Here is a 22,482-nt window from a genome sequence, read left to right as displayed (position 1 = left end):
AAGAAAGAGGTAAGCAAATGAATGCAGCATACTCAACAACCAAAGAAACAACTAAGACAAAAGTTTTAGTCATCAATGCTCTTTTTATTGCATTGACCGTTGTAGCAACCATGTTCATCAATATCAGGCTCCCGATCATGGGGAATGGAGGCCTGATCCATATGGGCAACATCCCTTTATTTATTGCCGCCTTCGTTTACGGCAGGAAAACAGGTGCAATAGCAGGAGCCTTCGGAATGGGCTTGTTCGACATCATCTCAGGATGGGCATTGTGGGCGCCGTTCACTTTCGTTATCGTCGGCGCAATGGGCTATGTAGCTGGATTGATGGCTGAAAAAATGCCTGGCAAGAAAGTGTATGTGTACTCTCTTGCAGTTATCGTTGCCCTTGTCATTAAAATCGTTGGCTACTACTTTACCGAAGTGGTTCTATACGGAAACTGGATCCAGCCATTCGGCTCAATCCCAGGAAACGTCATGCAGGTCGTCATTGCTGGTCTGATTGTCATCCCACTTGTTGGCCGAATGAAGAAATTGTTATAATTTGTACGCCATAAAAACCCCTATGGAATATATTCCTCCATAGGGGTTTTTATTATGTATTCATTTGATTAACGCTCGAAAGAAATTGACTCCAGGTCCATTAATGTGTGCTGATCATATTGTCGAACGCTAAACATAAATTGTAGATATTTCTCGGGAAATTGTTGGATTTTGAAGGTGGGGTTCGATTAGGTCTTTCTCTCCGGAGGCTATTTGAAAGGATTCTAGATTGCGTATCGTCAAGCGATATACAATAAAACCTTCTTAGACACGACACAAATACTCGTAGCAATGCTCGTATTCATATCGGGCAGCAAGATCTCTTACAAGGTCTTGCATGTACCTTATTTCCGGAATATTGCTGTTAGCCATCCCCATTTTCTATTCTTGATTTCCTCTTCCAGACGTTTGTTAAAATCACTCTGGGAATTCCACTCATTCTTTTGCTCTTCCCGCATTTTCTGAATTTCTTTTTGCAGAAGCTCACTTCTCTCTCTTTCCTGCTGCAGCAAGTCTTCGTAATGGCCATTTTGCTGTTCAAGTAATCTTTCAATTTTCGCATTCGTTCTTTGTGCTGAATTTCCGATACTGGAACTAATCACATGATGATCCTGCTGAAGCTGGGCAACACTTGTCTTCATCTGGGTCATGTCGTTTTTCAGCTGCATATTCATTTCACGCGCAGCTGCCAGTTCATTGACCACAAAAAGCAATACCTCTTTTAATTGGTCTGGATCCTGCGGTAAGTTACTCCCATACGCGTCGTTGATTGCAACCTCTGTACTGCCCGATCCATCCAGCCTCTCTTTTTGCTCGGCAACAAGATCTTTTGCTGTATCGTCCAATGGCTTGTCCGTATCGCGCAGCGCTATAAGCGAATTAATATCGGATTGGACAAAGATCCTCCGGTCGCCATCCTTCAAAAACTCATAGCCATTACGCTCCAGTATTTGGCCGTACTTTCGAACTGTAGGGGTTGCAATCCCAACAGCTTCTGCTACTTCTTTTGTTGAGAATGCCTGTTCGTTCGGTTGTATATCGTGTCGCATATCGCACCTCCTATCTCCAATATGACGAGTTTCAACAATATTTGCAAGAGTCATATCGTCTATATTTTTATTCTAGCAGAATTGGCGATATCCGACATATCGGTTAGGAATTATTTTTTCTGTGGAAAGTAGACTGCCCAACATTGAATGAAGTGGATGCCGGGCAATTTTCAAGCGATATACAGAAGGTTCGGAAGCGCTTCACCCGCAGGAAACCTCCAATACTGGGGTACAGCACAGTTTACTCAGCTTGAGAACCAAAAATCGCCAAATCTTGATAATCCAATACGAACATGGAGCCGTTCCATTTTAATCTATTCTGTATAAAACCCAATGAATCTGCTTGGAAAACATCTGATTCTTTCATGCCAGTAACATACACTGTGTCTGGAATCTTGTCACCATTCACATCGCCTCTAGCAAAACCGACGACAGTCGAATTCCTGACATTCGAATTATAATAATGATTTTGCATAACCTGCTCCCTAATATTTATTCTTTCTCCTAATCAGTGCACCAATCGTCTCTGATACATCTTGCAGGATCCTATTCCATTTCTCATTCAGCGTCTTGCTTAACCCGATATGGAACTGGATCTCATATGGCTCCACCCCGATAAGAAATCCCTTGATCCGATCTTTTTGGAGAAACAACAGATTAAACAGATGGAAATTATGAGAGGAAATATCCAGTTCCCGGTGTTCATGTAAATCAGAAAGCGGATAAATCGTAAGGCTTCCTGGCTCATTACCTGAAAATGCTGCATCGACAATAATCACAAAGGCAGCATCCATTATTTGCTCAATGCAATAATCAATATCCGACTCACCAATTAAAAACGAAATATCTGCTTTAGTATTCAGCCTGGATAGTTCCTCAATCAAATAAATGCCGATTCCATCATCCATCATCAATACGTTGCCAATACCTAAAACGATGATTTTTTCCATTAAAACACCTTTATTGTTTTCACTTGTTTTCCCGGAATGTACACATGGGTCGCACATGACATGCAAGGATCAAAAGAACGCAGGATCCTTCCAATCTCGGCAGGTTTCTCCGGGTTTTGGATGGGTGTCCCGATCAAAGCTTCTTCAGCAGTCCCTCTATAGCCGTTTTCATCTCGAGTTGAAAAATCCCAGGTGGACGGAGTAATGATTTGATAGTATGATATCTTCTTATCTTTTATTTTCAGCCAGTGGCCAAGGGCTCCTCTTGTCGTATCAACCAATCCCCTTCCGGATGCCGATTCGGGTAGTTTATATTTTTTTTGCACATCTACTCCAGGTATGATCTGCTTGAGCAATACCTTCATTATTTCCGCGATTTTTTTCGCTTCCAGGGCTCTGGCAATCGTTCGATCCATTGCCGAAATTCCATTATCATACAAACCACTTAATATTAATCTTGCCAGCGGTCCCACTTCAAAAGGAAGCCCATTATACCTTGGTGCTTTTACCCAGGAATAAGCATCTTTTTTATCCATATCCGGCACTGGCTCAGCTTCTTCAGGTGAATTGGTATTTTTCTCTGATGTAAAGTAAGAGTGATCGATTTTTTCCTGAATTTTGCTTTCGTCAAATACCTGCATACCTTCAGCCGTCAAGACAAGCGGATCAACATATAATGTCCCAAGCTCTTTATAGTTGTTAAAGGAACCATAAGACAGTAAATTCCCGTAGCCCCCGCCTAAATGGAAATATTCTTGATAGTAGTGGGCGATGTCATATACATCCGGAATCATACTTTCATCAATGAACGCAGATATCTTCTGTAAAATCGAATCCAGGTGGACCACCTTTTCTGCTGTTGCCTGGGTCGTGATCCCGCCGATGAAGACGCCATGATTATGAGGGGCCTTTCCGCCGAGGACCGCCAGCATTTGATGGGCAAGCCTGCTGATTGTGAGAGATTCGAAGTAGTGCCTGGCAATTCGGTCATTGATTTCAGATGGCAGCCGGAAGTCGTCATGATCGGCCTGGAACAGAGAATCTTGATCGATTTTCACAAAATCAGGAACCGTATATTGATAAAAATGGCGGATATGATTTTGCAGGAACTCACAGCAATGAATAATATCTCTTAAATACCTTCCCTGTTCCATTGGCACGATGTTAAGTGCATCCTCTAACGCCAAAGAAGAGGCCATCGAATGTGCAGATGAGCAAATCCCGCATATCCGCTGGGTAAAATAAACGGAATCAAACGGGCTTCTGCCGATCAGCATCTGCTCAAAGCCTCTAAATAAATTGCCTTTTGTTTTTGCATCCACAACCTGATTGTTTTCTACCGTAACATCAATCTCCATAAAGCCGCTGATTCGTGTTAATGGGTTAATGACAATACGTTTACTCATCCTTCACCACCCTTGTCGTGTCATAACTGATAAATGGAGCCATTGCATCCGGGAAACCAAATTGCGCACAGCCAATGCATGGAGTGTCATCCCCTATCGGCCAGTTCACGTGTCCGTTCCATTGCCTGGTCGGGCAATCAACCCTTGTCACCGGCCCGCGGCATCCAAGCTTGAATAAACATGTTTTATCTCCCAGTTTTTCAGCAAAAATGCCCCTGTCAAAAAAAGGTCTCCTTGGGCAGCGGTCATGAATCAAGGTACTGTAAAACATAAGCGGCCGGCCTAGGTTATCTGTTTCTGGTTCTCCGTAAAGGATGAGGTGGGCAAGTGTCCCTAAAAACCAGTCTGGATGTACTGGACACCCTGGCAGCTTAATCATTTTCTTTTCCGGAAGAACCGCCTGGAGGCCGACGGACTCAGATGGATTGGGCTTGGCAGCTGAAACACCACCGTGCGTGGCACATGCGCCTACCGCCAAAATGTTCGATGCTTTTTCTCCAAGCATTTTAGCTGCCTCAAGGCCTGTAAGCGGCTTTCCTTGCCAGCTGCCGATGATATTATAAAGACCGTTATTTTTTAAGGCGACCGCTCCCTCAACGGCTAAAATGAAATCCTCATCCAGGGTGTCCATCAGTTTTTCAATCGCTTTTTCTCCTTCGGCTGCCATCAGGCTGTTGCTGTAGCGAAGATTCACCATTGAATTTAGCGCATATTCAATATCGGGATTCTGGCCATTCAACAAAGAAATAATATTCCCGGAGCATCCGTTCAATTCTAAGTACACTAAGTTTCTTTTCTTGATCAAACCTCTATCAAGTTGCTTAATTGCTGTACTTGTAAGTCTTTCAGCAATTGCCTCATTCGTTAATGGTTCAGGCGGCAATACAGGCTGACTCATTGCACCAACCTCCCAACCACTGGCAGCATGGCAAGGATTGATTGCTGACCGGCATGGCAGGACGCAAATTCCTGGGTATAGTCCTTTCCTGAAACCAGACCAAAATGAGTAGCCGCCGCCCAGGCACGATTATTCGTCACATCATAAACGATGCCATTGACAGCAACATAAGCAGGCCTTCCGTTTTTACCATCGAATGTTGCTAACTCTTGTATCGTAAACGAGCGTTGATTGTTAGTTGTGTTATTTGGATTTGGCAGGGGAGTGATCGGTGGTATTTGCGGCTGGCTTGTGGCTGCAGGCTGTGGAATGGAATTCTGTACTGGACAAGAGGTTTTACTTGCCTGATTTGCCAACAGCTCACTTAGAAAGTGGATGGAAGACAGCGCATCCCATATGCGCTGCAGGATTTGCTGATTTTTATAGTAATCACTTGTTCTTGAAAGGGTATACAAGTCCTGCCGTGCCTGTGTAACAAGGTGATTCAGCTGTAATCTGATTAGCTCTGTGTTGTTCATGACTTCCTCTCCTTAAGGCAGCTTTCATCCTATCCTATGCGGGAGCCCAGGAATAATTAACATATTCTTGGCAAGAGCATTCCTGAAAGCCGCTGCAGCCTGCGCGTCGTGCCAAAAGGAGTTCTCAACAACAGTTTTCCGGACTCCAGCGATGAAACCTGGCCGATCACTTCAGCATCTCTGCCAAATTCATTTTGTTTAATGATGTGTATCGCCCTTTCTGCTAAGCTCGAATCTACAATAAACACCATTTTCCCCTCATTGGCTAAATAGAGAGGATCGAATCCTAAAATGTCACATGCTCCCTGGACATCCTTCCGTATTGGAATCGAGTCTTCTCCAAGCTCGATCGTCACCTGGAAGTCTTCACAGATCTCGACAAGGGTAGTGGCCAGTCCGCCCCTTGTGGGATCCCGCATGATGCGAATGTCTCCAACTTCATTCGTAAGATCTTGAATAAGATGATTCAGTGATGCACAATCACTCGCGACATCTGTCATCAAACCAAGCTCGTTTCGGGCGCCAAGAATCGAAACCCCATGGTCCCCTATTGTGCCACTTATGATTACGACGTCACCTTTTTTCATTTTTTCCGGGTTTGGACGGTGCGTCTCCTGCAGTTCCCCAATGCCAGTAGTATTAATGAATAGACCGTCCGCACTTCCCTTTTCGACTACCTTTGTATCACCGGCAACAATGTGGACACCTGCCCGTTCCGCTTCTTCTGCCATGCTTTGGGCAATTTTTTTCAAATCATTTACCGGAAACCCTTCTTCAAGAATGAAGCCTGCTGTAATAAACCGGGGGATCGCCCCGCAAACAGCTAAGTCATTTACCGTCCCTGTTATCGCCAGCTTTCCAATATTGCCTCCCGGAAAAAAAATCGGATTCACGACAAAGCTATCGGTCGTCACGGCCATATTATTGATCATCCCAGGCAGAATAGCGGAATCCAGCTTCGTCTGTACTCCATGGCCAAAAGACTTCACAAACACATCCTGAATCAGCTGGTGGGTAAGTTCACCACCCTCCCCATGCGCTAAACCAATTTTCTGTACCAAGCCTATTCCCCTCTCATATATTGATAATGTGCTGCACAAGTTCCTTCCGTTGAAACCATACAAGGCCCAATCGGATGGGCTGGTGTACATCCTTTATTAAACAAAACACAGCTTTCAGGATTGATTAATCCCCTGATGATTTCACCGCATCGGCATTTTGTTTTCCGCGGCTCTCCTACAGATACTTCATACCGCTTTTTCGCATCAAATTGTGCGTATTCCTCCTTAAGGACAAGTCCGCTCCCTGGAATCGTCCCCATCCCCCGCCAATCTTCATCGTGAAGACGCAGATATTGCTTAAGCAATTTTTGTGCGGTAAGATTGCCTTCATCTTTTACAACAGAGGGATAGTCATTTAATACATCAAATTTATTCTCGAGCAGAAGCTCAAGCAATTTATAGATCCCACTTAAAAGCTGCACCGGTTCGAATCCGGTTATGACTCCCGAGATCTGGTAATCTTCCACTAAAAAATCAAAGCTCTTTTTGCCCAGTACGACCGAAACATGGCCGGGTAAAATAAAGCCATCCAACTTCACCTCTCCTGAATCAAGAAGCGCCCTCATAACCGGCTCTACCAATTTCGTTGTCATCCAAACACTGTAATTCTTCAACTCTTTTCTTTCTGCTTCGCGAATGGCAAGGGTCAAAATCGGTATCGTGGTCTCAAAGCCAATCCCAAGGAGAATTACTTCTTTATCGGGATTTTCCTCAGCGATCTTCACACTGTCCAGTGGGGAATAGATCACCCGGATGTCCTTGCCATCCGTTTTTGAGTTCATCAGGCTCACTTTGGAACCAGGGACTCGCATCATATCGCCAAAAGTACACAGTATCCTGTTTGATCCTTCAGCCAATTGAATCATTGCATCAATCGATTTCTGGTCTGTCACACACACTGGACATCCAGGACCGGCAATCAGTCTGACATGATCTTTCAATCTGGTTTTCAATCCTGATTTGGCAAAAGCCATTGTGTGTGATCCGCATACTTCCATCAAAACTGGCACTCTTCCAAATTTCTTTTTAAATTCGCCAGCCAATTCAACCACGGCTTCCAGTGACTGACGTGCTAATGCCGGATCAGAGAGCGTCTCCAAACTTTCCATTTAAAATATTCCTCCATTCTTCGATGCTTTCGCGAGCATAAGTCTCGTCTACAACGGTCATCGCCTGTCCGGCATGAAGCAATACATAGTCACCCTTTTTAACCTCTGGGACAAACAGAATCCCGACATGCATCCTCGATCCCATTACATCCACCAGAGCCGTCTGCTCATCGATCTCCATCACCTTTGCGGGTACTCCCAGGCACACAGTGATCCACCACCTTACTTTTAATAGCATGAGAAGCTATGATGATTTGCCCTAATGATAAACCGCCATCATGACAGGGCACGTTTTTATGTGTCCTAACGGCAAATCCTTTTTCCTCGAGCTTCGCTTTAATTTCTTTCGTTAAAAATAAATTCTGGAACGAGCCGCCTGACAACATGACCGTCCTGTTCAGATGCGGGTTTCTTTCTGATAGTCTAGCAATCATCTCCACACAGCCTGAAACAATGGTTGAGTGAAAAGCGTGAATGATTTTGGCCGTACTAACATTGTTGAATTTATCCTGGATGATTTGAGAGAGCATCGGAGAAAGGTCTAGTTGAAGTTTATTTTCCTGGTTTGCTTTTAGATGGTATGGATAAATTCCACCCGAATGTTCCGTTTCGTTCATCATATAATCCGATAATCTGATTGCTGCTTCCCCTTCATACGTGGAAGTTAAGCAAGTTCCCAGAATCGCACTGACCGCATCAAATACTCTTCCGCAAGTACCTGCCATAGGCATATGAATTTGATTCACGATCATCCTCTTTAGGATATTGACCTCAGTGGCCTTGTCAGGGAATAGTTTCATCGCCATCTCTATGCCGTCTTCTTGCCAGTAATAATAAAGCATCCCAACCGCATTTCTCCATGGTTCCTTCACAGCTTTTTCACCGCCCGGAAGCGGAGTATATTCCAGGTGGCCAAGACGTTCAAAGGAATGGGCATTGCCGTATAAGAACTCAAACCCCCAGATGTTCCCATCAGCTCCATATCCGGTTCCATCCAGGATGATCCCGAAACTGGGTTCCAAGATGCCGTTATCTTCCATGCAGGAAACAAGATGGGCATGGTGATGCTGAATGGGTATGATGTTGCAATCATATTCTTTTACTAGTTCCGCTGATGCGTACAGAGGATGTTTATCAACCGCTATATGCTTCACTTCAACTCCCAGCCACTTTTTATAGTGAAGGAGCTGGGCCTTATAAAAATGAATCATTTCTTCGGAGTCAAGGTCGCCGATATGGGCACTGACCACGATGTCATTTTGCTTCCCCACAGCAAACGTACTTTTTTGATTTCCTCCAAAAGCAACGATTCCGTCCACTGCTGATTCGGTATGAAAAGGATCCGGTACAAACCCTCTTGCCCGCCTATGATAGAGCATTTTCTCACCGTCGAACTGGACGACAGAATCATCAATCGGAAGGTGAATACCACGATTGTGTGTTAATAGATAATCATATAGACAATCATTGATCGCTTCTTCTTTGTAAGGTATCGGCATTTCTGAAATATTTGCACTGGTCATGACCATGCATTCGAGTCCGCTTGTTTCAAATAGTCGATGATGCAATGGGGTATACGGCAGCATGATTCCAATTGTCGACAAGCCTTGTGACAGCTCTTCCGGAAGGGTACATTCCTTTCTTTTCCGCAACACCATAATCGGCATGACTGGACTTGTCAGCACATCCTCTTCTTCTTTTGAAAGATAACAATGCTTTTTTACAACATCCAGGTCCCTTGCCATAATGGCCAGTGGCCTGCGAGGCCGGTTCTTTCTTTTTCTTATTTCAACAATTGCTCTTTCTTGATGAGCATCACATGCAAGGTGATAGCCGCCGATTCCTTTTATCCCGACGATATTTCCGCTCCTTAAGAGTGCACCTGTCTCAAGAAGTGCCTCCTCATCCTGTGCTGACATTTCACCGTTTTGATGAAATAGCCGAATGTCAGGGCCACATGCAAAACAGCATATTGGCTGGGCATGATGCCGCCGGTTCAACGGATTAACATATTCTTCCTGACATTGGTCACACATCGTAAATTCACTCATCGTTGTATTGGGACGATCATAAGGCAAGGACTGTATGATGGTGTAGCGCGGACCACACTGAGTACAGTTTATGAATGGATACTTATATCTCCGGTTAGCTGGATCATTCATCTCTTGCAGGCAATCTTCACAAATTGCCGCATCCGCAGAAATCCATGGTAAGGAATAGGAATCTACTTTTTTGCTGGGAATGATCGTAAATTCTTCAAAATAAACAGGGGGAATTTTGGTTGTCGTGATATGATCGATCTTTGCCAGAGGTGGCGGCGACTCTTTTAGTTCTTTTACAGCTCTTACTAGACAATCTTCGTTTCCTTCCATAATCAACATGACATGGTCGAGATTATTCTGGACGGTTCCGGTCAAATGAAATTTTTTCGCAAGGGAATAAACGAATGGCCGAAATCCAACTCCCTGCACCCTCCCCGTCACCCTAATGCCTAATGCTCCGTACATTGCCTGTACGCTTCCCTAATCCAGTTGACCCAGTTTTCAAGGCCTTCACCAGTCTTTGCAGACAAAATCTTCAGCTGTGCTGCAGGATTAATAGCTTCTAAATCTTTTTCGGCTTCCTCCACACTGAATGAGACATATGGCAGGAGATCGATCTTATTGATTATCGTCAGATCCGTACGTCTGAACATCACTGGATACTTCGGGATTTTATCATTGCCTTCAGGTACGCTTAATAAAACGACTTTATAATCTTGTCCCAGGTCATAACCCGACGGACATACCAGGTTCCCTATGTTCTCAATAAATAGAATATCAATGTTTTCCAACTCAAATTCCGGGAGTGTTTTGGCAATCATCCTCGCGTCAAGATGGCATCCTCCAACAGTATTAATCTGGACAGTTTTTATCCCTAAAGACCGCAATCGTTCCGCATCACGGTCTGTGGCCAGATCTCCTTCAATCACGGCCACGGTTAAATCGCCACGCAAAACCTTGATCGTTTCTTCCAGCAGGGTTGTTTTTCCGGCACCAGGTGAACTCATGATATTGATGACAAGTGTTTTGTGATTTTTAAATAGTCTTCTATTATACGCGGCAGCTAGATTGTTATCTTTTAACACATCTGCCCCTAGCTCAATTTTCATTGTCTTCATAACTCCCCTCATAGGATTCCACCCTAAAAGTTTCACCGCTCACAAGCAGGCATCCGGGAACTCCACATTCCGGGCAAAGCGCAATCCTGTAATCTGGTTGAAACTCACACTGGCATGCCGGGCACTGCGCTTTTGCTTCTTCCCGTATAATATGCAGGGTACTACTTACGTCAATCATAGTGCCTTCCTGTCTCTGAAAAAATAGAAACGCCAGCTCCAGGGCATCAGGCAGGACATTGGATAAATCCCCGACAATTACATCCATCCTCCTCACCATCTTAAAGCCTCTTGCAGCTGCATCCTCTGAAACTATCTCCATGATTTCTGACATAAGTGACATTTCATGCATCCCAACACCACCCAAGTTATCTCTCACCCTATTTTATGCCTGTCTTTACAGAGTAGACCTTCAAGCCTTGGGATGGCAGCTGGAACAGAAAAACTCCCCACTCAGCTCAGTTGGGGAGTCCTTTGTTCCTCTCACTTCATGCATATTTAATCACTTTACTCATTTGTTCCAATATGCCTTTGCTTCCTCTTCCAGCTTCTTTAACCTTTGATAATAATCAGGAAACTCACTAAGATGAGCTAACGCTATTTTTCCAGTAGTAATAGGGTCATCCGCAGTTACATTTGTCTGATTATATTTTCTTCCATGTTCAAGCTCAGTATTAACTCCCATCCAAAACTCGTTTAAATCAAACTTAGTTTTGTTAAAATCTATACCCAGTAGCAAAGCGATCGCAGCTGCCTCCTCTTTGGTGAAGGCTGTTTTGGCATTGGCCGAATTAGTTACTCTATTAATGCTTCCATTTCTGTAACGATTACCATGGCTATCCTCAGCATCTGCTTTTGTTGCGTGAACTGTACCGAATGGGTGGTTTGGCGGGGCATAGATTGAGTAAATCTTCAATGGCGCAGTTCCTGTGTTGGTTAAATTATGCCATGTTCCAGCAGGTATGAAGATTGCTGAATCATCATACACTTCCCAGCGATAGCTTAAGTTTTCCCTTGTTTTACCCATTTGAACAATTCCTTGTCCTTGTTCTATACGTAAGAATTGATCGACATTAGGGTGCATTTCCAAACCAATATCTTCTCCAACATTCAGACTCATCAAAGTTAATTGAAGCTTTGTTCCAGTCCATAAAGCAGTACGGAATGTATTGTTTTGCTTCGCAGCCTCATTAATGTTAATGACAAATGGGGTTGATCCATAATCAGTCGACTCATTAGAAAAACGAAGAGGATACATTCCATTTGCAACCCAATTCCTTGACTGACTGCTATAGTTGTTTCTTTGTGCATTCATATAATTAGGGTATGGAAATGGATACAAATATGAGTCATTATACATTTTCATCTTTCCCTTCCCAACTTTTAAAAACGATCATATGTATCCTATGCAACCTTTAAGGAAATGTACTTCGATTTATTATCATAGAGCCTGATTCCTTATTCTATAAAATCGAATGATTAAACAAGTATTGCATTCTCCAATAGGACGATACTTCAAGTACTTTTGGAAAGTAAAACCACCAATGCTATTAAGCACTGGTGGTTAATTTAAGTAATTCAAAAAGGCAGCCAAAAGAAGTTTTAACATTAAAGCGCCTATAAATAGCAGCCATTTTTTTGGATTCTATTTCCAATGGTACTGATGATTAGTTTAACTGATAAATGATTATACCTGAATCGCTTCCAATAGTGCGATGTCTATGTCCATGACGGAATGCCCAAAAAAGTGCTATTGCCATTTATTATTTCAGGAAAGTAAAGAGCCATATTGAACAGTTGTTTGACAGTCTTTTTGTATATCGAGAAACATATACTCAGTAAGAATGACTTTAAAATAGGAGGATATTAATGACAAACAACGACCTGTTAAGCTTCTATGATCCCTATGTTTATCAGACATTAGCTACCATTGTTGGGAATATGGTTACTGTTCAAACAATAAAAGGTAGCATCCGTGGCTCCTTGAAAAATGTATTGCCAGATCACATTGTTGTCGAATCTAACGGAACTCCCTTTTTTATTCGAACCCAGCAAATCATTTGGGTTTTTCCTGGTTAACAAAAAAGAAGTGGAGGGGAGATAATGTTTAAAAGAATAAATAAATTGGCAATTGAACTTCCTATACCCGCACATGGCGACATGAATGCTGCAGCAGCAGTACAAGAGCTCTTGGGTGGCAAGTTTGGGGAGATGTCTACTTTAAATAACTATATGTTTCAGTCTTTTAACTTCAGAAATAAAAAAAAGCTAAAGCCATTCTATGAGTTAGTGGCGAGCATTACAGCAGAAGAATTTGGTCATGTAGAACTTGTTTCTAATACGATTAATTTGTTGTCTGTGGGTAATACCTTTCCAGGGGTTCCGGATATCACTCCACTTCAGAATGGGCTGAATGCGAGAAACACCCACCATTTTATTTCTACAGCTCAAACGGCTATACCAGGTGATTCAATGGGAAGACCTTGGACTGGTGATAATGTTTTTAATAGCGGTAATCTGGTTTTGGATTTAACACATAACTTTTTCCTCGAGATTGGTGCACGAACACATAAAATGAGAGTTTATGAGATGACTGATAACCCAGTTGCCAGAACCATGATCGGATATTTGCTTGTTCGTGGAGGAACACATGTGCTCGCCTATGCAAAAGCAATCGAAATTGCTACCGGGGTAGATTTGACGAAAATGCTTCCAGTTCCAAATCTTGATAACTCAAAATTCGATTATGCAAGACCATTCATAGAACAAGGCTTAAGCAATGTGTTATATACATGGAGCGAAACAGATTACAGGGATATCGGAATGATTTGGAAAGGAACAAATCCGGAAAATGGGCAACAGCTTGAAGTGAAAATTGGCACTCCTGAAGGCGGGCCAATTCCAGACTTAGAGGAACTACCTGAAGAATTTGCTCCTGGCATCACTAGGGACGATTATGAATTAATCAAAAAGCGTTTAATGGCAAAATTATGATGGATTTTTTGCAAGAAAAATATAAGACCAGATTCTTCTATTGGGGAATCTGGTCTTTCTTCTATGTTTAGCAGTTAGACTGCTTTCATTTAAAACTCACTTCCGCTAGGAGCATGTATCAGGATTGATCAGCCGTAAAGCTTAATACACCCATGTTTTTGCTTCTTGCCATAATCCCTGTCTCAGCAGAAATCCACTTCCTTGGTCATAGAGACGACCAAATGACCAAAAATGTCTATCTCCATAAAACGCAAGAAATGAAAAAGAAGCCTCCCAAAAGTTTTTCAACTAATGAGAAAGCCTCTTTAAATTTGCATTATGTTGCAAATCACTTTCAAACCCCTTATATACCAAGGGATTCAACAGCTTATTACATCATGCCGCCCATTCCGCCCATTCCGCTCATGTCAGGCATTCCAGCGCCTTTTTCTTCTGGAAGGTCTGCAACTACTGCTTCAGTAGTCAGGAACATTGCAGATACGGATGCTGCGTTTTGAAGTGCATAACGAGTAACTTTAGTTGGGTCAACGATACCAGCTTCAATCATGTTTACCCACTCGCCAGTTGCAGCGTTGAAGCCTGTTCCGACTTCTTCGCGCTTAAGGCGCTCAACGATTACAGAACCTTCAAGGCCAGCGTTGTGAGCGATTTGGCGAACTGGTTCTTCCATAGCGCGAAGGACGATGTTAATACCAGTTGCTTCGTCGCCTTCAGCCTGGATTCCAGCCACTTTGTTGTATACGTTAAGAAGCGCTACGCCACCGCCTGATACGATACCTTCTTCAACTGCTGCGCGAGTTGAGTTAAGAGCATCTTCAATGCGAAGCTTGCGTTCTTTCAATTCAGTTTCAGTAGCAGCACCAACCTTGATGACTGCAACACCGCCAGCTAGCTTAGCAAGGCGCTCTTGTAATTTTTCACGGTCAAATTCAGAAGTTGTTTCTTCCATTTGAACGCGGATTTGATTTACGCGGCTTTCGATTGCAGCACTGTCTCCAGCACCTTCAACGACTGTTGTGTTTTCTTTTGTAACAACAACTTTAGATGCGCGTCCAAGAGATGTGATTGTAGCAGACTTAAGGTCACGGCCAAGCTCTTCCGTGATCACTTCCCCGCCAGTCAATGCAGCGATGTCTTCAAGCATAGCCTTACGGCGATCACCAAAACCAGGAGCCTTAACAGCTACTGCATTGAATGTTCCGCGAAGCTTATTGACTACTAATGTAGCAAGTGCTTCACCTTCAACATCTTCAGCAACGATCAATAATGGCTTGCCTTGCTGTACAACTTGCTCAAGGACAGGAAGGATTTCCTGGATATTGCCGATCTTCTTGTCAGTGATCAGAATATATGGGTTTTCAAGAACTGCTTCCATTTTGTCAGAATCAGTTACCATGTAAGGAGATGCATATCCGCGGTCGAACTGCATACCTTCAACAACATCCAATTCTGTAGTGAAGCCTTTAGATTCTTCGATTGTGATAACGCCGTCGTTGCCAACGCGCTCCATCGCTTCTGCAATCAATTGGCCAACTTCTTCGTCAGCAGCAGAGATAGCCGCAACCTGTGCGATAGAAGCTTTGCTTTCGATTGGTTTAGAAATAGCTTTTAACTCTTCAACAGCTGTAACAACAGCCTTTTCAATACCTTTGCGGATGCCCATTGGGTTAGCACCGGCAGTTACGTTCTTAAGACCTTCGCGGATCATCGCTTGAGCAAGAACGGTTGCAGTAGTCGTACCGTCACCAGCAACGTCGTTCGTCTTGCTTGCTACTTCAGCAACAAGCTTAGCACCCATGTTTTCGAATGCATCTTCAAGTTCGATTTCTTTTGCAATCGTTACACCATCATTAGTGATAAGAGGTGAACCGAATTTCTTCTCAAGAACCACGTTGCGTCCCTTTGGTCCAAGAGTTACTTTTACTGCGTTTGCAAGAGAATCAACCCCGCGAAGCATCGCGCGGCGTGCTTCTTCACTGAACTTAATTTCTTTAGCCATTGTAGAAAGACCTCCTCAGAATTTTAATTTATAACGTTCTGTCTATAATCTCAGTGATTATTCCACTACTGCTAGAATGTCGTTTTCACGTAGGATCAGGTACTCAGTTCCCTGGTACTTCACTTCTGTGCCTGCGTATTTTGAGAAGATAATGCGGTTTCCGACTTCAACTTCAAGAGCAACACGCTCGCCGTTCTCTAGAACACGGCCAGTTCCAACAGCTACGACTTTACCTTCTTGAGGTTTTTCTTTCGCTGTGTCTGGTAAAACGATACCGCTTGCAGTTTTTTCTTCAGACTCAACAAGCTCGATAATAATGCGATCTCCTAGTGGCTTGATCAAGTGAAACAACCTCCTCAAATTATATGTAGATTATTTTTTATTAGCACTCGCCTCAATAGAGTGCTAACACAATTTATATAATAATGAATCTATATTTTTTTTGCAAGCGTGAAGTCTAATTTTTTTTATAAAATTTAGCAGAAAAATCTAACCTCTTTTCCTTCGACAGCATGTACTATATTTCGCGATTTTGCAGGCAGACTGGCCAAAAAAGACCACCTTAAAGAGTATGCCGGTTCAAAGTAATTTTAACCAAAACATTCATGAGACACCCTGATATTTGAACTTTCCCGATGATTACTAGTAAAATGGATAGATAGCATTCTTATCATAGCTTTTCTGGCATACACATAGACCGATCCGAATAGAAGGAGATTATCATATTGAAAAAGGAATACTGGTACGTCATTATTGCCTATATTGTCATGCAGCTTTCTAGCCTGATCGGCATTCCGATTGTTGCCTTTATCGGAGCTGCAATGGGAAAAAGCCTTAAAGAAATGGAGACGCTCTCGATTCCATACTGGCTCGTTATCAGCTTTTCGCTGACACTTGTAATTGTGCTGCTGCTTCTAAGAAAAGAACGCAGGACAGAGACTGACCTGCGTGATGCTTCATCCCCGGCAAGCTCAGCTGCCTGGGCTTTCGCAGGTGTATTCCTTGCACTGTTCGCACAATCAATCGCGGCTAGCATCGAGAACATGCTTGGCATCGAAATGGGATCGGAGAATACGCAGGAAATCATCAAGCTGATTGAGATGTTTCCAGTCGTCATTTTGGTCAGCTCAATTATCGGTCCAATATTAGAGGAAATCGTCTTTCGTAAAATCATATTCGGCAGCCTGCATAAGAAAATGAATTTCTTTTTCTCAGCGCTGATCAGCTCCGTCATTTTTGCGCTTGCACATATGGAGCCAGAACATGTGATTCTATACTCAGCAATGGGCTTCACCTTTGCTTTCCTTTATGTAAAAACAAAGCGGATCATCGTGCCAATCATCGCCCACGTTACAATGAATACAATGGTTGTCCTGCTTCAATCCGTATTTAGGGAAGACATTGAGAGAATGATAAAAGAAGCAGAGAAAATTCAAAGCTTTATTGGGGGATTTTAAGTTATGAAGCAATCGCCTTTATTTTCAGGCATTGTCTACATCTTGTTAGGCAGCTTGTTCACCTATTTTGCCATCCAGAATGTAAACGAGACAGGCTGGGGATTCTTTAGCTATTTGCTTGTAGCCCTTGCCACCTTCGACTTCGGGTCCGGCATCAGGATGATCATGTTCCATTTTAAAGTGAAAAATATACAGAAAAAATAGCTCCTTCAGCAAGGAGCTATTTTTTATTCGACTGATTCAGTTGTTTCAGTATCTGTTGGATAATGTTTTAAGAAATAAATCAATGACTGCAGCTCAACTGCCAAATCAATATGATGGATCCTTATGGAAGGTGGTACATTCAGTCTCGCCGGCGTGAAGTTGAGGATTCCCTTAACATTTGCCTGCACCAATCGGTCTGTTATCGGTTGTGCAACTGCTGAAGGAACAGTCAGGATAGCCACCTGGATCCCTTCCTCCACGACAACCTTGTCAAGATCATCCATGTGATACACTGCCACGTCGCCAATCTTCGTGCCAACCTTGCCTGGGTCCACATCAAAGGCAATCTCAATTTTCGTGTTATTGTTCTTGGAAAAGTTATAATTCAAAAACGCTGTTCCCAGATTACCGACACCAATCAAGGCAACCTTCGTCAGTTCATCTTGATCCAATGTCTTACGGAAAAAGGTAAGCAGGTAATTCACATTATAGCCGTATCCCTTTTTACCTAAAGCTCCAAAGTAGGAAAAATCCCTTCGGATTGTCGCTGAATCCACTTTTACCGCTTCGCTTAGTTCAGCGGACGATACCCTTTGCTTTCCTGAAGAATGCAAGTTCAATAAGAAACGGTAATACAGTGGTAACCGTTTTGCGGTTGCCTGCGGAATCTTCATAGCATCATTCGTCATTCTCCATCCTCCACCCTGTCTGTACTTCTACTTCAACTTTTCTTCTCTCTTAAAATCTCCGTTCTTTCCGCCGGTTTTTTCGACAAGATACGTCTTGCCGATCACCATGCCCTTATCAACGGCCTTGCACATATCATAAACAGTCAGCGCACATGCTGAAGCTGCTGTTAACGCTTCCATTTCCACACCTGTATTCCCTTTTGTTTTTACAGCTGCTGCAATATTTAAAATATAGTCACTATCATTTTGCTCCCAATCGAATGAAAGGTCAATGCCTGTCAATGGAATCGGGTGGCACATCGGGATGATTTCTGACGTCTTTTTCGCCGCCATGATGCCAGCTACCTGCGCGACAGCCAGTACATCCCCTTTTTTCATTTTATTTTCAGTGATTCTCACATATATATCTTCGTTCACAGTTATGCTTGAATGGGCGACTGCCGTACGGACCGTCTCCGGTTTTTCACTGACATCGACCATCTTCGCTCTGCCCTCTTCGTTAAAATGCGTAAATTCTGCCATGTTAAAGCTCCTTTCTACCAAATGATACACTATTTTGTCAAACTTGTGTGTGAACTTTGTTTCAGTGTTCACAATATATAGGGAATTTTTTACAACATACTGCCTATAGCAGTTCACACATATTGCCGTGCATATATTAATGGGTTACACTATCTCTAAGGCAATAGAGGTGAAAATAATGATTTTATTACAAGTTAATCAGCTATCAAAATATTTTGCTGCTGATCTTATTTTATCGAATATAAAGTTTGAAATACAGACCAACGACCGAGTAGCGCTAGTCGGCCGGAACGGGGCAGGAAAATCGACACTGCTGAAAATCATCGCCGGCTACGAATCGCATGATGGCGGTGAAATCATCCGCCCAAAAGGGACGATGATCGGCTATCTCGCGCAAAATACCGGGCTTGAATCCGAGAAAAGTATCTGGGATGAAATGCTAGCCGTTTTTGACCACCTGCACAGCATGGAAAAAGACTTGCGCCGGCTGGAGGAAAAAATGTCGGATCCTGGCATATTGTCAAATCAGACAGAATACGACAGAGTCTTGAAAGACTACGACCTGCTTCAGGTCCAGTTCAAGGAAAAAGGCGGCTACCAATATGAAGCAGATATCCGTTCCGTCCTTCACGGTCTTAACTTCCATTCTTTTGATTATTCCACAAAAATATCCACTTTAAGCGGGGGACAGAAAACTAGACTCGCCTTGGCGAAACTTTTATTGACCCGTCCGGATATTTTGATTCTCGATGAACCGACGAACCATCTTGATATTGACACGCTATCGTGGCTTGAGCAGTATTTGCAGGGCTATAGCGGAGCCATCCTGATCGTTTCTCACGACCGCTACTTCCTGGATAAGGTCGTGAACCAGGTATATGAAATCTCCCGCCATCAGCTGACGAAGTTCCCTGGAAATTACAGCTCGTATTTAGAGCAGAAAGCCGCGAATTACGAACGTGATCTGAAACTGTTTGAGAAGCAGCAGGATGAGATCAACAAGCTGCAGGATTTTATCCAGCGGAACCTGGCCAGGGCATCAACAACCAAGCGTGCCCAGAGCCGTCGGAAGCAGCTTGAAAAAATAGACCGGATGGACAGGCCCAAAGGTGATGAAAAATCCGCATCGTTCAGCTTCCAAATTGAACGCCAGAGCGGGAATGATGTCCTGAAGGTTCATACACTTGCTGTCGGCTATCAAAATGAAGTCGTTTCTGAAAATATCACATTCAACCTTTCCCGTGGCGACAGCACAGCACTCGTTGGACCAAATGGAGTCGGAAAGTCTACCTTATTAAAGACAATCGTTGAAAAACTGCCTTCGATAACCGGCAATATTCAATACGGTTCTAATGTTTCAATCGGCTATTATGATCAGGAACAGGCAGAACTAAGCTCGAATAAAAAGGTTCTGAACGAACTATGGGACGAATACCCTCTTAAACCGGAAAAAGAAATCCGCACCGTGCTGGGGAATTTCCTTTTTTCAGGTGATGATGTTCTAAAAATCGTTTCTACCTTAAGTGGCGGCGAAAAAGCCCGTCTGGCACTGGCCAAGCTTATGCTGCAAAACTCTAACTTCTTAATTCTGGACGAGCCGACAAACCATCTCGACCTCGACAGCAAGGAAGTTCTTGAGAATGCACTTATTGATTATCCAGGCACCATCCTGTTCGTCTCACATGACCGCTATTTTATCAACAGAATTGCGACAAAGGTCCTTGAGCTAGACCGTGGTGGCTCAACTGAATACCTTGGCGATTACGATTACTACGTCGATAAAAAGCTCGAGCAGGAAGAGCTGAAGGCACTGGCCGAGCAGGCCGCCAAAGCTTCAGGGAGTACTGTGGACAACTCAAAGCAGGATAAGACATCATACCAGCAGGACAAAGAAGCGAAAAAACTCGAACGCCAGCGCAAACGCCGCATGGAAGAAGTGGAAGCGCTCATCGACAAGCTGGAAACAGAGGTAGCAGAATATGAAGAGTTGCTTTGTGATCCCGAAGTCTTCCAGGATCACGAAAAAGCGGGAGAATTCAATAATAAAATTGAAGCCGCCAAAGAAAAACTCGATGAATTGATGGAAGAGTGGGCAGAATTGGCGTAGTAATTGACTAAACGGGCATGAATTTGCCCGTTTTTTCTGTGGCAAGGAGTAAATTTGGAATTATAAACTGGAAATTATCTATTGATTTTTCCAGTTTGCGAATAAATAGCATGTATTTGCAAATAAATGCTCGGTTTTTGCGAATAAATTAAGTTATTTACAAGCAATCGATAAATCTTTGCGAATAAAATGGACTTTGCACAATAGGAGAAGTGCAAAAAAGTCCCGATTTGAAAACCGGGACTTTTTGTTCACATAGTTATTCACATAGTAAAGACTGATTTATGGCTTATCCAGAGACTTTTCCACATTATCCACAAAATCGGCTTATTTTATCCACATTGTACACAGATTTGTTCTTAAAACACCAACATATCCACAGAAGAGTCTGACAACAAATTTTCTACTTCCGACTTTCGTTGTGGATAGTTATCTCCAGACCAGGATTTCCATTCAAGGATAAATCGGCCCGTTGGCCTTTTTCATAAAAAACACTGCCTGCAGCGGCAATCATTGCAGCATTGTCTGTGCATAAAGATAATGGAGGTATGACAATTTCCACATCTGAATCTGCAAATTCTGTGGATAATTTCTCCCTCAACCCTTTATTCGCCGCAACTCCTCCAGCAACCAGTACTTGTTTTACACCATATTCCTTCACAGCTCTTTGAGTTTTTGTAACAAGTACATCAATAACACTCTCCTGGAAGCTAGCTGCAAGCTCTTCCGGTGCGATTTCCTCTCCTCGCTGCTGTGCGTTATGCACAACGTTGATCACAGCAGACTTCAACCCACTGAAGCTGAAATCATAGGATCCTTCCTCAAGCCATGCACGTGGCAGGTCGATTGTTGCCTTTCCTTCATGAGCCAGCCTGTCGATATGCGGACCGCCTGGATAAGGAAGGTGCAATGTTCTCGCTACCTTGTCATAAGCTTCGCCTGCTGCGTCATCCCGTGTCTCGCCAATCACTTCGAAATGACCGTGTTCTTTCATATAGACGAGCTCAGTATGCCCGCCGGACACTACTAGTGAAAGCAGCGGAAAATTCATCTCCGTCACAAGACGGTTCGCATAGATATGGCCGGCAATATGATGGACACCAATGAGTGGAATGCCATTCGCAAACGCCAGCGCTTTGGCTGCGTTAACGCCAATCAATAATGCACCAACCAGGCCAGGTCCTTCTGTCACCGCAATGGCATCCAGATCCTTAATATCCACTTTTGCCTGTGCTAATGCTTCCTCCAACACAAGCGTGATCTGTTCAACATGATGCCTTGACGCAATCTCCGGAACTACCCCTCCGAAACGCTTATGGCTCTCAATCTGAGAGGCGACTACATTCGCAAGGATTTCCCGTCCATTTTTCACAATCGCTATAGCCGTCTCATCACAGCTTGTCTCTATTCCCATTATTAATTGATCTTTTGTCATTATAAATTCACCCACATTACTAAAGCGTCTTCCATATTGTCTGTATAATATTGTTTTCTAATTGCCCCTTCTTCGAATCCAAACTTGCGATAAAGGTTTTGGGCCCTTTCATTACTGACCCTGACTTCAAGCGTCACCCTTAATGCGCCCATTTCACGAGCCAGCTCCATTACCTTTGCCATAAGCGCCTCACCCAGCTTCAATCCTCTGTATTCTGGAAGTAGGGCTATATTTGTGATGTGTGCTTCATCAATGATAATCCACACACCACAGTAACCAACTACCTTCTGATCCACTTCCACTATAAGATAACGAGCAAACTGATTCTTCGTCAATTCATCGAAAAAGGCTTCCCGGCTCCATGGAATGGTAAAGGAATTTACCT

25 protein-coding genes and 1 pseudogene (1 of these 26 cut by a window edge) are annotated in these 22,482 nt (G+C 43.4%); 6 read left to right on the top strand and 20 right to left on the bottom strand.

All coding sequences use genetic code 11. From position 1 onward, the window contains the following. The first annotated feature begins 17 nt into the window (after nt 1-17). Entirely contained in the window at nt 18-542 is a 525-nt protein-coding gene (locus tag CD004_RS00155) for an ECF transporter S component (RefSeq protein ID WP_102264933.1), read from the top strand. 344 nt (nt 543-886) lie between these two features. Here the strand turns inward: CD004_RS00155 and CD004_RS00150 are convergent, their stop codons facing one another. The 14 genes and pseudogenes from CD004_RS00150 to CD004_RS00090 all read right to left on the bottom strand — a co-directional run. Then, entirely contained in the window at nt 887-1,591 is a 705-nt protein-coding gene (locus CD004_RS00150; protein ID WP_102260908.1) for a hypothetical protein, read from the bottom strand. A 241-nt stretch (nt 1,592-1,832) separates the two neighbouring features. After that, entirely contained in the window at nt 1,833-2,066 is a 234-nt protein-coding gene (locus tag CD004_RS24155) for a hypothetical protein (protein WP_180321262.1), read from the bottom strand. A 10-nt stretch (nt 2,067-2,076) separates the two neighbouring features. Then, nucleotides 2,077-2,541, bottom strand: coding sequence for a hydrogenase maturation protease (locus tag CD004_RS00140; RefSeq protein WP_102260907.1), 465 nt, complete (start codon nt 2,539-2,541; stop codon nt 2,077-2,079). Then, entirely contained in the window at nt 2,541-3,947 is a 1,407-nt protein-coding gene (locus CD004_RS00135; protein ID WP_102260906.1) for a nickel-dependent hydrogenase large subunit, read from the bottom strand. The genes CD004_RS00140 and CD004_RS00135 overlap by 1 nt, the downstream gene beginning before the upstream one ends. Beyond that, the gene (locus tag CD004_RS00130) at nt 3,940-4,845 is read right to left on the bottom strand and encodes a hydrogenase small subunit (RefSeq protein WP_102260905.1); all 906 of its coding nucleotides are present in this window, start codon (nt 4,843-4,845) and stop codon (nt 3,940-3,942) included. Before CD004_RS00130 ends, CD004_RS00135 begins: the two co-directional genes overlap by 8 nt. Then, nucleotides 4,842-5,363, bottom strand: coding sequence for a cytochrome b5 domain-containing protein (locus CD004_RS00125; RefSeq protein WP_102260904.1), 522 nt, complete (start codon nt 5,361-5,363; stop codon nt 4,842-4,844). The genes CD004_RS00130 and CD004_RS00125 overlap by 4 nt, the downstream gene beginning before the upstream one ends. 56 nt (nt 5,364-5,419) lie before the next feature. Beyond that, entirely contained in the window at nt 5,420-6,424 is a 1,005-nt protein-coding gene (gene hypE / locus CD004_RS00120) for a hydrogenase expression/formation protein HypE (RefSeq protein ID WP_233434910.1), read from the bottom strand. A gap of 2 nt (nt 6,425-6,426) precedes the next feature. Continuing rightward, a complete protein-coding gene (gene hypD, locus CD004_RS00115; RefSeq protein ID WP_102260903.1) occupies nt 6,427-7,533 on the bottom strand; it encodes a hydrogenase formation protein HypD in 1,107 nt (368 codons plus the stop codon). After that, nucleotides 7,508-7,741, bottom strand: coding sequence for a HypC/HybG/HupF family hydrogenase formation chaperone (locus CD004_RS00110; protein ID WP_102260902.1), 234 nt, complete (start codon nt 7,739-7,741; stop codon nt 7,508-7,510). The genes hypD and CD004_RS00110 overlap by 26 nt, the downstream gene beginning before the upstream one ends. Beyond that, nucleotides 7,701-10,040, bottom strand: a complete 2,340-nt coding sequence (gene hypF / locus CD004_RS00105; RefSeq protein ID WP_102260901.1) for a carbamoyltransferase HypF — start codon at nt 10,038-10,040, stop codon at nt 7,701-7,703. The genes CD004_RS00110 and hypF overlap by 41 nt, the downstream gene beginning before the upstream one ends. After that, nucleotides 10,025-10,684 carry a hydrogenase nickel incorporation protein HypB gene (gene hypB / locus CD004_RS00100; RefSeq protein ID WP_102264931.1) on the bottom strand — a complete coding sequence of 220 codons (660 nt, stop codon included), beginning with the start codon at nt 10,682-10,684 and terminating at the stop codon, nt 10,025-10,027. The genes hypF and hypB overlap by 16 nt, the downstream gene beginning before the upstream one ends. Then, nucleotides 10,674-11,042 carry a hydrogenase maturation nickel metallochaperone HypA/HybF gene (locus CD004_RS00095; protein ID WP_102260900.1) on the bottom strand — a complete coding sequence of 123 codons (369 nt, stop codon included), beginning with the start codon at nt 11,040-11,042 and terminating at the stop codon, nt 10,674-10,676. The genes hypB and CD004_RS00095 overlap by 11 nt, the downstream gene beginning before the upstream one ends. Nucleotides 11,043-11,201: 159 nt before the next feature. Further along, nucleotides 11,202-11,429 carry a DUF5661 family protein gene (locus CD004_RS24235; RefSeq protein WP_226679458.1) on the bottom strand — a complete coding sequence of 76 codons (228 nt, stop codon included), beginning with the start codon at nt 11,427-11,429 and terminating at the stop codon, nt 11,202-11,204. 84 nt (nt 11,430-11,513) lie between these two features. Next, nucleotides 11,514-12,050, bottom strand: a pseudogene (locus tag CD004_RS00090) (cupin domain-containing protein); the annotation flags it as partial. A 509-nt stretch (nt 12,051-12,559) separates the two neighbouring features. On the opposite strand from CD004_RS00090, the gene CD004_RS00085 reads away from it, so the two are divergent. Both CD004_RS00085 and CD004_RS00080 read left to right on the top strand, forming a co-directional pair. Further along, the gene (locus CD004_RS00085) at nt 12,560-12,769 is read left to right on the top strand and encodes a YuzF family protein (RefSeq protein WP_102260899.1); all 210 of its coding nucleotides are present in this window, start codon (nt 12,560-12,562) and stop codon (nt 12,767-12,769) included. A gap of 24 nt (nt 12,770-12,793) precedes the next feature. Beyond that, nucleotides 12,794-13,684, top strand: a complete 891-nt coding sequence (locus CD004_RS00080) for a manganese catalase family protein (RefSeq protein WP_102260898.1) — start codon at nt 12,794-12,796, stop codon at nt 13,682-13,684. Nucleotides 13,685-14,054: 370 nt separating this feature from the next. Here CD004_RS00080 and groL read toward each other — a convergent pair whose 3' ends face one another. Together groL and groES are read right to left on the bottom strand one after the other, a co-directional pair. Next, on the bottom strand, nt 14,055-15,683 hold the full coding sequence (gene groL / locus CD004_RS00075; protein WP_102260897.1) for a chaperonin GroEL: 1,629 nt from the start codon (nt 15,681-15,683) through the stop codon (nt 14,055-14,057). Between the two features lie 57 nt (nt 15,684-15,740). Beyond that, nucleotides 15,741-16,025, bottom strand: coding sequence for a co-chaperone GroES (gene groES, locus CD004_RS00070; RefSeq protein ID WP_041967795.1), 285 nt, complete (start codon nt 16,023-16,025; stop codon nt 15,741-15,743). A gap of 383 nt (nt 16,026-16,408) precedes the next feature. Between groES and CD004_RS00065 the strand changes: the two genes are divergently transcribed. Both CD004_RS00065 and CD004_RS00060 read left to right on the top strand, forming a co-directional pair. After that, the gene (locus CD004_RS00065; protein ID WP_102260896.1) at nt 16,409-17,140 is read left to right on the top strand and encodes a CPBP family intramembrane glutamic endopeptidase; all 732 of its coding nucleotides are present in this window, start codon (nt 16,409-16,411) and stop codon (nt 17,138-17,140) included. 3 nt (nt 17,141-17,143) lie between these two features. Then, nucleotides 17,144-17,344 (top strand): YdiK family protein, encoded by a 201-nt coding sequence (locus CD004_RS00060; RefSeq protein WP_102260895.1) that lies wholly within the window; start codon nt 17,144-17,146, stop codon nt 17,342-17,344. Between the two features lie 23 nt (nt 17,345-17,367). Here the strand turns inward: CD004_RS00060 and CD004_RS00055 are convergent, their stop codons facing one another. Together CD004_RS00055 and moaC are read right to left on the bottom strand one after the other, a co-directional pair. Then, nucleotides 17,368-18,033: a redox-sensing transcriptional repressor Rex gene (locus tag CD004_RS00055; protein WP_102260894.1), complete on the bottom strand. Its 666-nt coding sequence runs from the start codon at nt 18,031-18,033 to the stop codon at nt 17,368-17,370. A 27-nt stretch (nt 18,034-18,060) separates the two neighbouring features. Continuing rightward, nucleotides 18,061-18,555: a cyclic pyranopterin monophosphate synthase MoaC gene (gene moaC, locus CD004_RS00050; protein ID WP_102260893.1), complete on the bottom strand. Its 495-nt coding sequence runs from the start codon at nt 18,553-18,555 to the stop codon at nt 18,061-18,063. Between the two features lie 178 nt (nt 18,556-18,733). Between moaC and CD004_RS00045 the strand changes: the two genes are divergently transcribed. Then, nucleotides 18,734-20,662, top strand: coding sequence for an ABC-F family ATP-binding cassette domain-containing protein (locus CD004_RS00045; RefSeq protein ID WP_102260892.1), 1,929 nt, complete (start codon nt 18,734-18,736; stop codon nt 20,660-20,662). A 403-nt stretch (nt 20,663-21,065) separates the two neighbouring features. On the opposite strand, the gene tsaD is transcribed toward CD004_RS00045, so the two are convergent. Together tsaD and rimI are read right to left on the bottom strand one after the other, a co-directional pair. After that, on the bottom strand, nt 21,066-22,097 hold the full coding sequence (gene tsaD / locus CD004_RS00040) for a tRNA (adenosine(37)-N6)-threonylcarbamoyltransferase complex transferase subunit TsaD (RefSeq protein ID WP_102260891.1): 1,032 nt from the start codon (nt 22,095-22,097) through the stop codon (nt 21,066-21,068). Further along, a protein-coding gene (gene rimI, locus CD004_RS00035) for a ribosomal protein S18-alanine N-acetyltransferase (RefSeq protein ID WP_102260890.1) crosses the window boundary here: on the bottom strand, nt 22,097-22,482 show its 3' portion. 64 nt of this gene lie beyond the right edge of the window; only the last 386 of its 450 coding nucleotides appear in the window; its start codon lies off the right edge, out of view; it ends in the stop codon at nt 22,097-22,099. Before rimI ends, tsaD begins: the two co-directional genes overlap by 1 nt.

The sequence above is a fragment of the Mesobacillus jeotgali genome (assembly GCF_002874535.1).
GTDB classification, from domain to species: Bacteria; Bacillota; Bacilli; order Bacillales; family Cytobacillaceae; genus Mesobacillus; species Mesobacillus jeotgali.
This window is presented reverse-complemented; position numbering and strand designations above follow the sequence as displayed.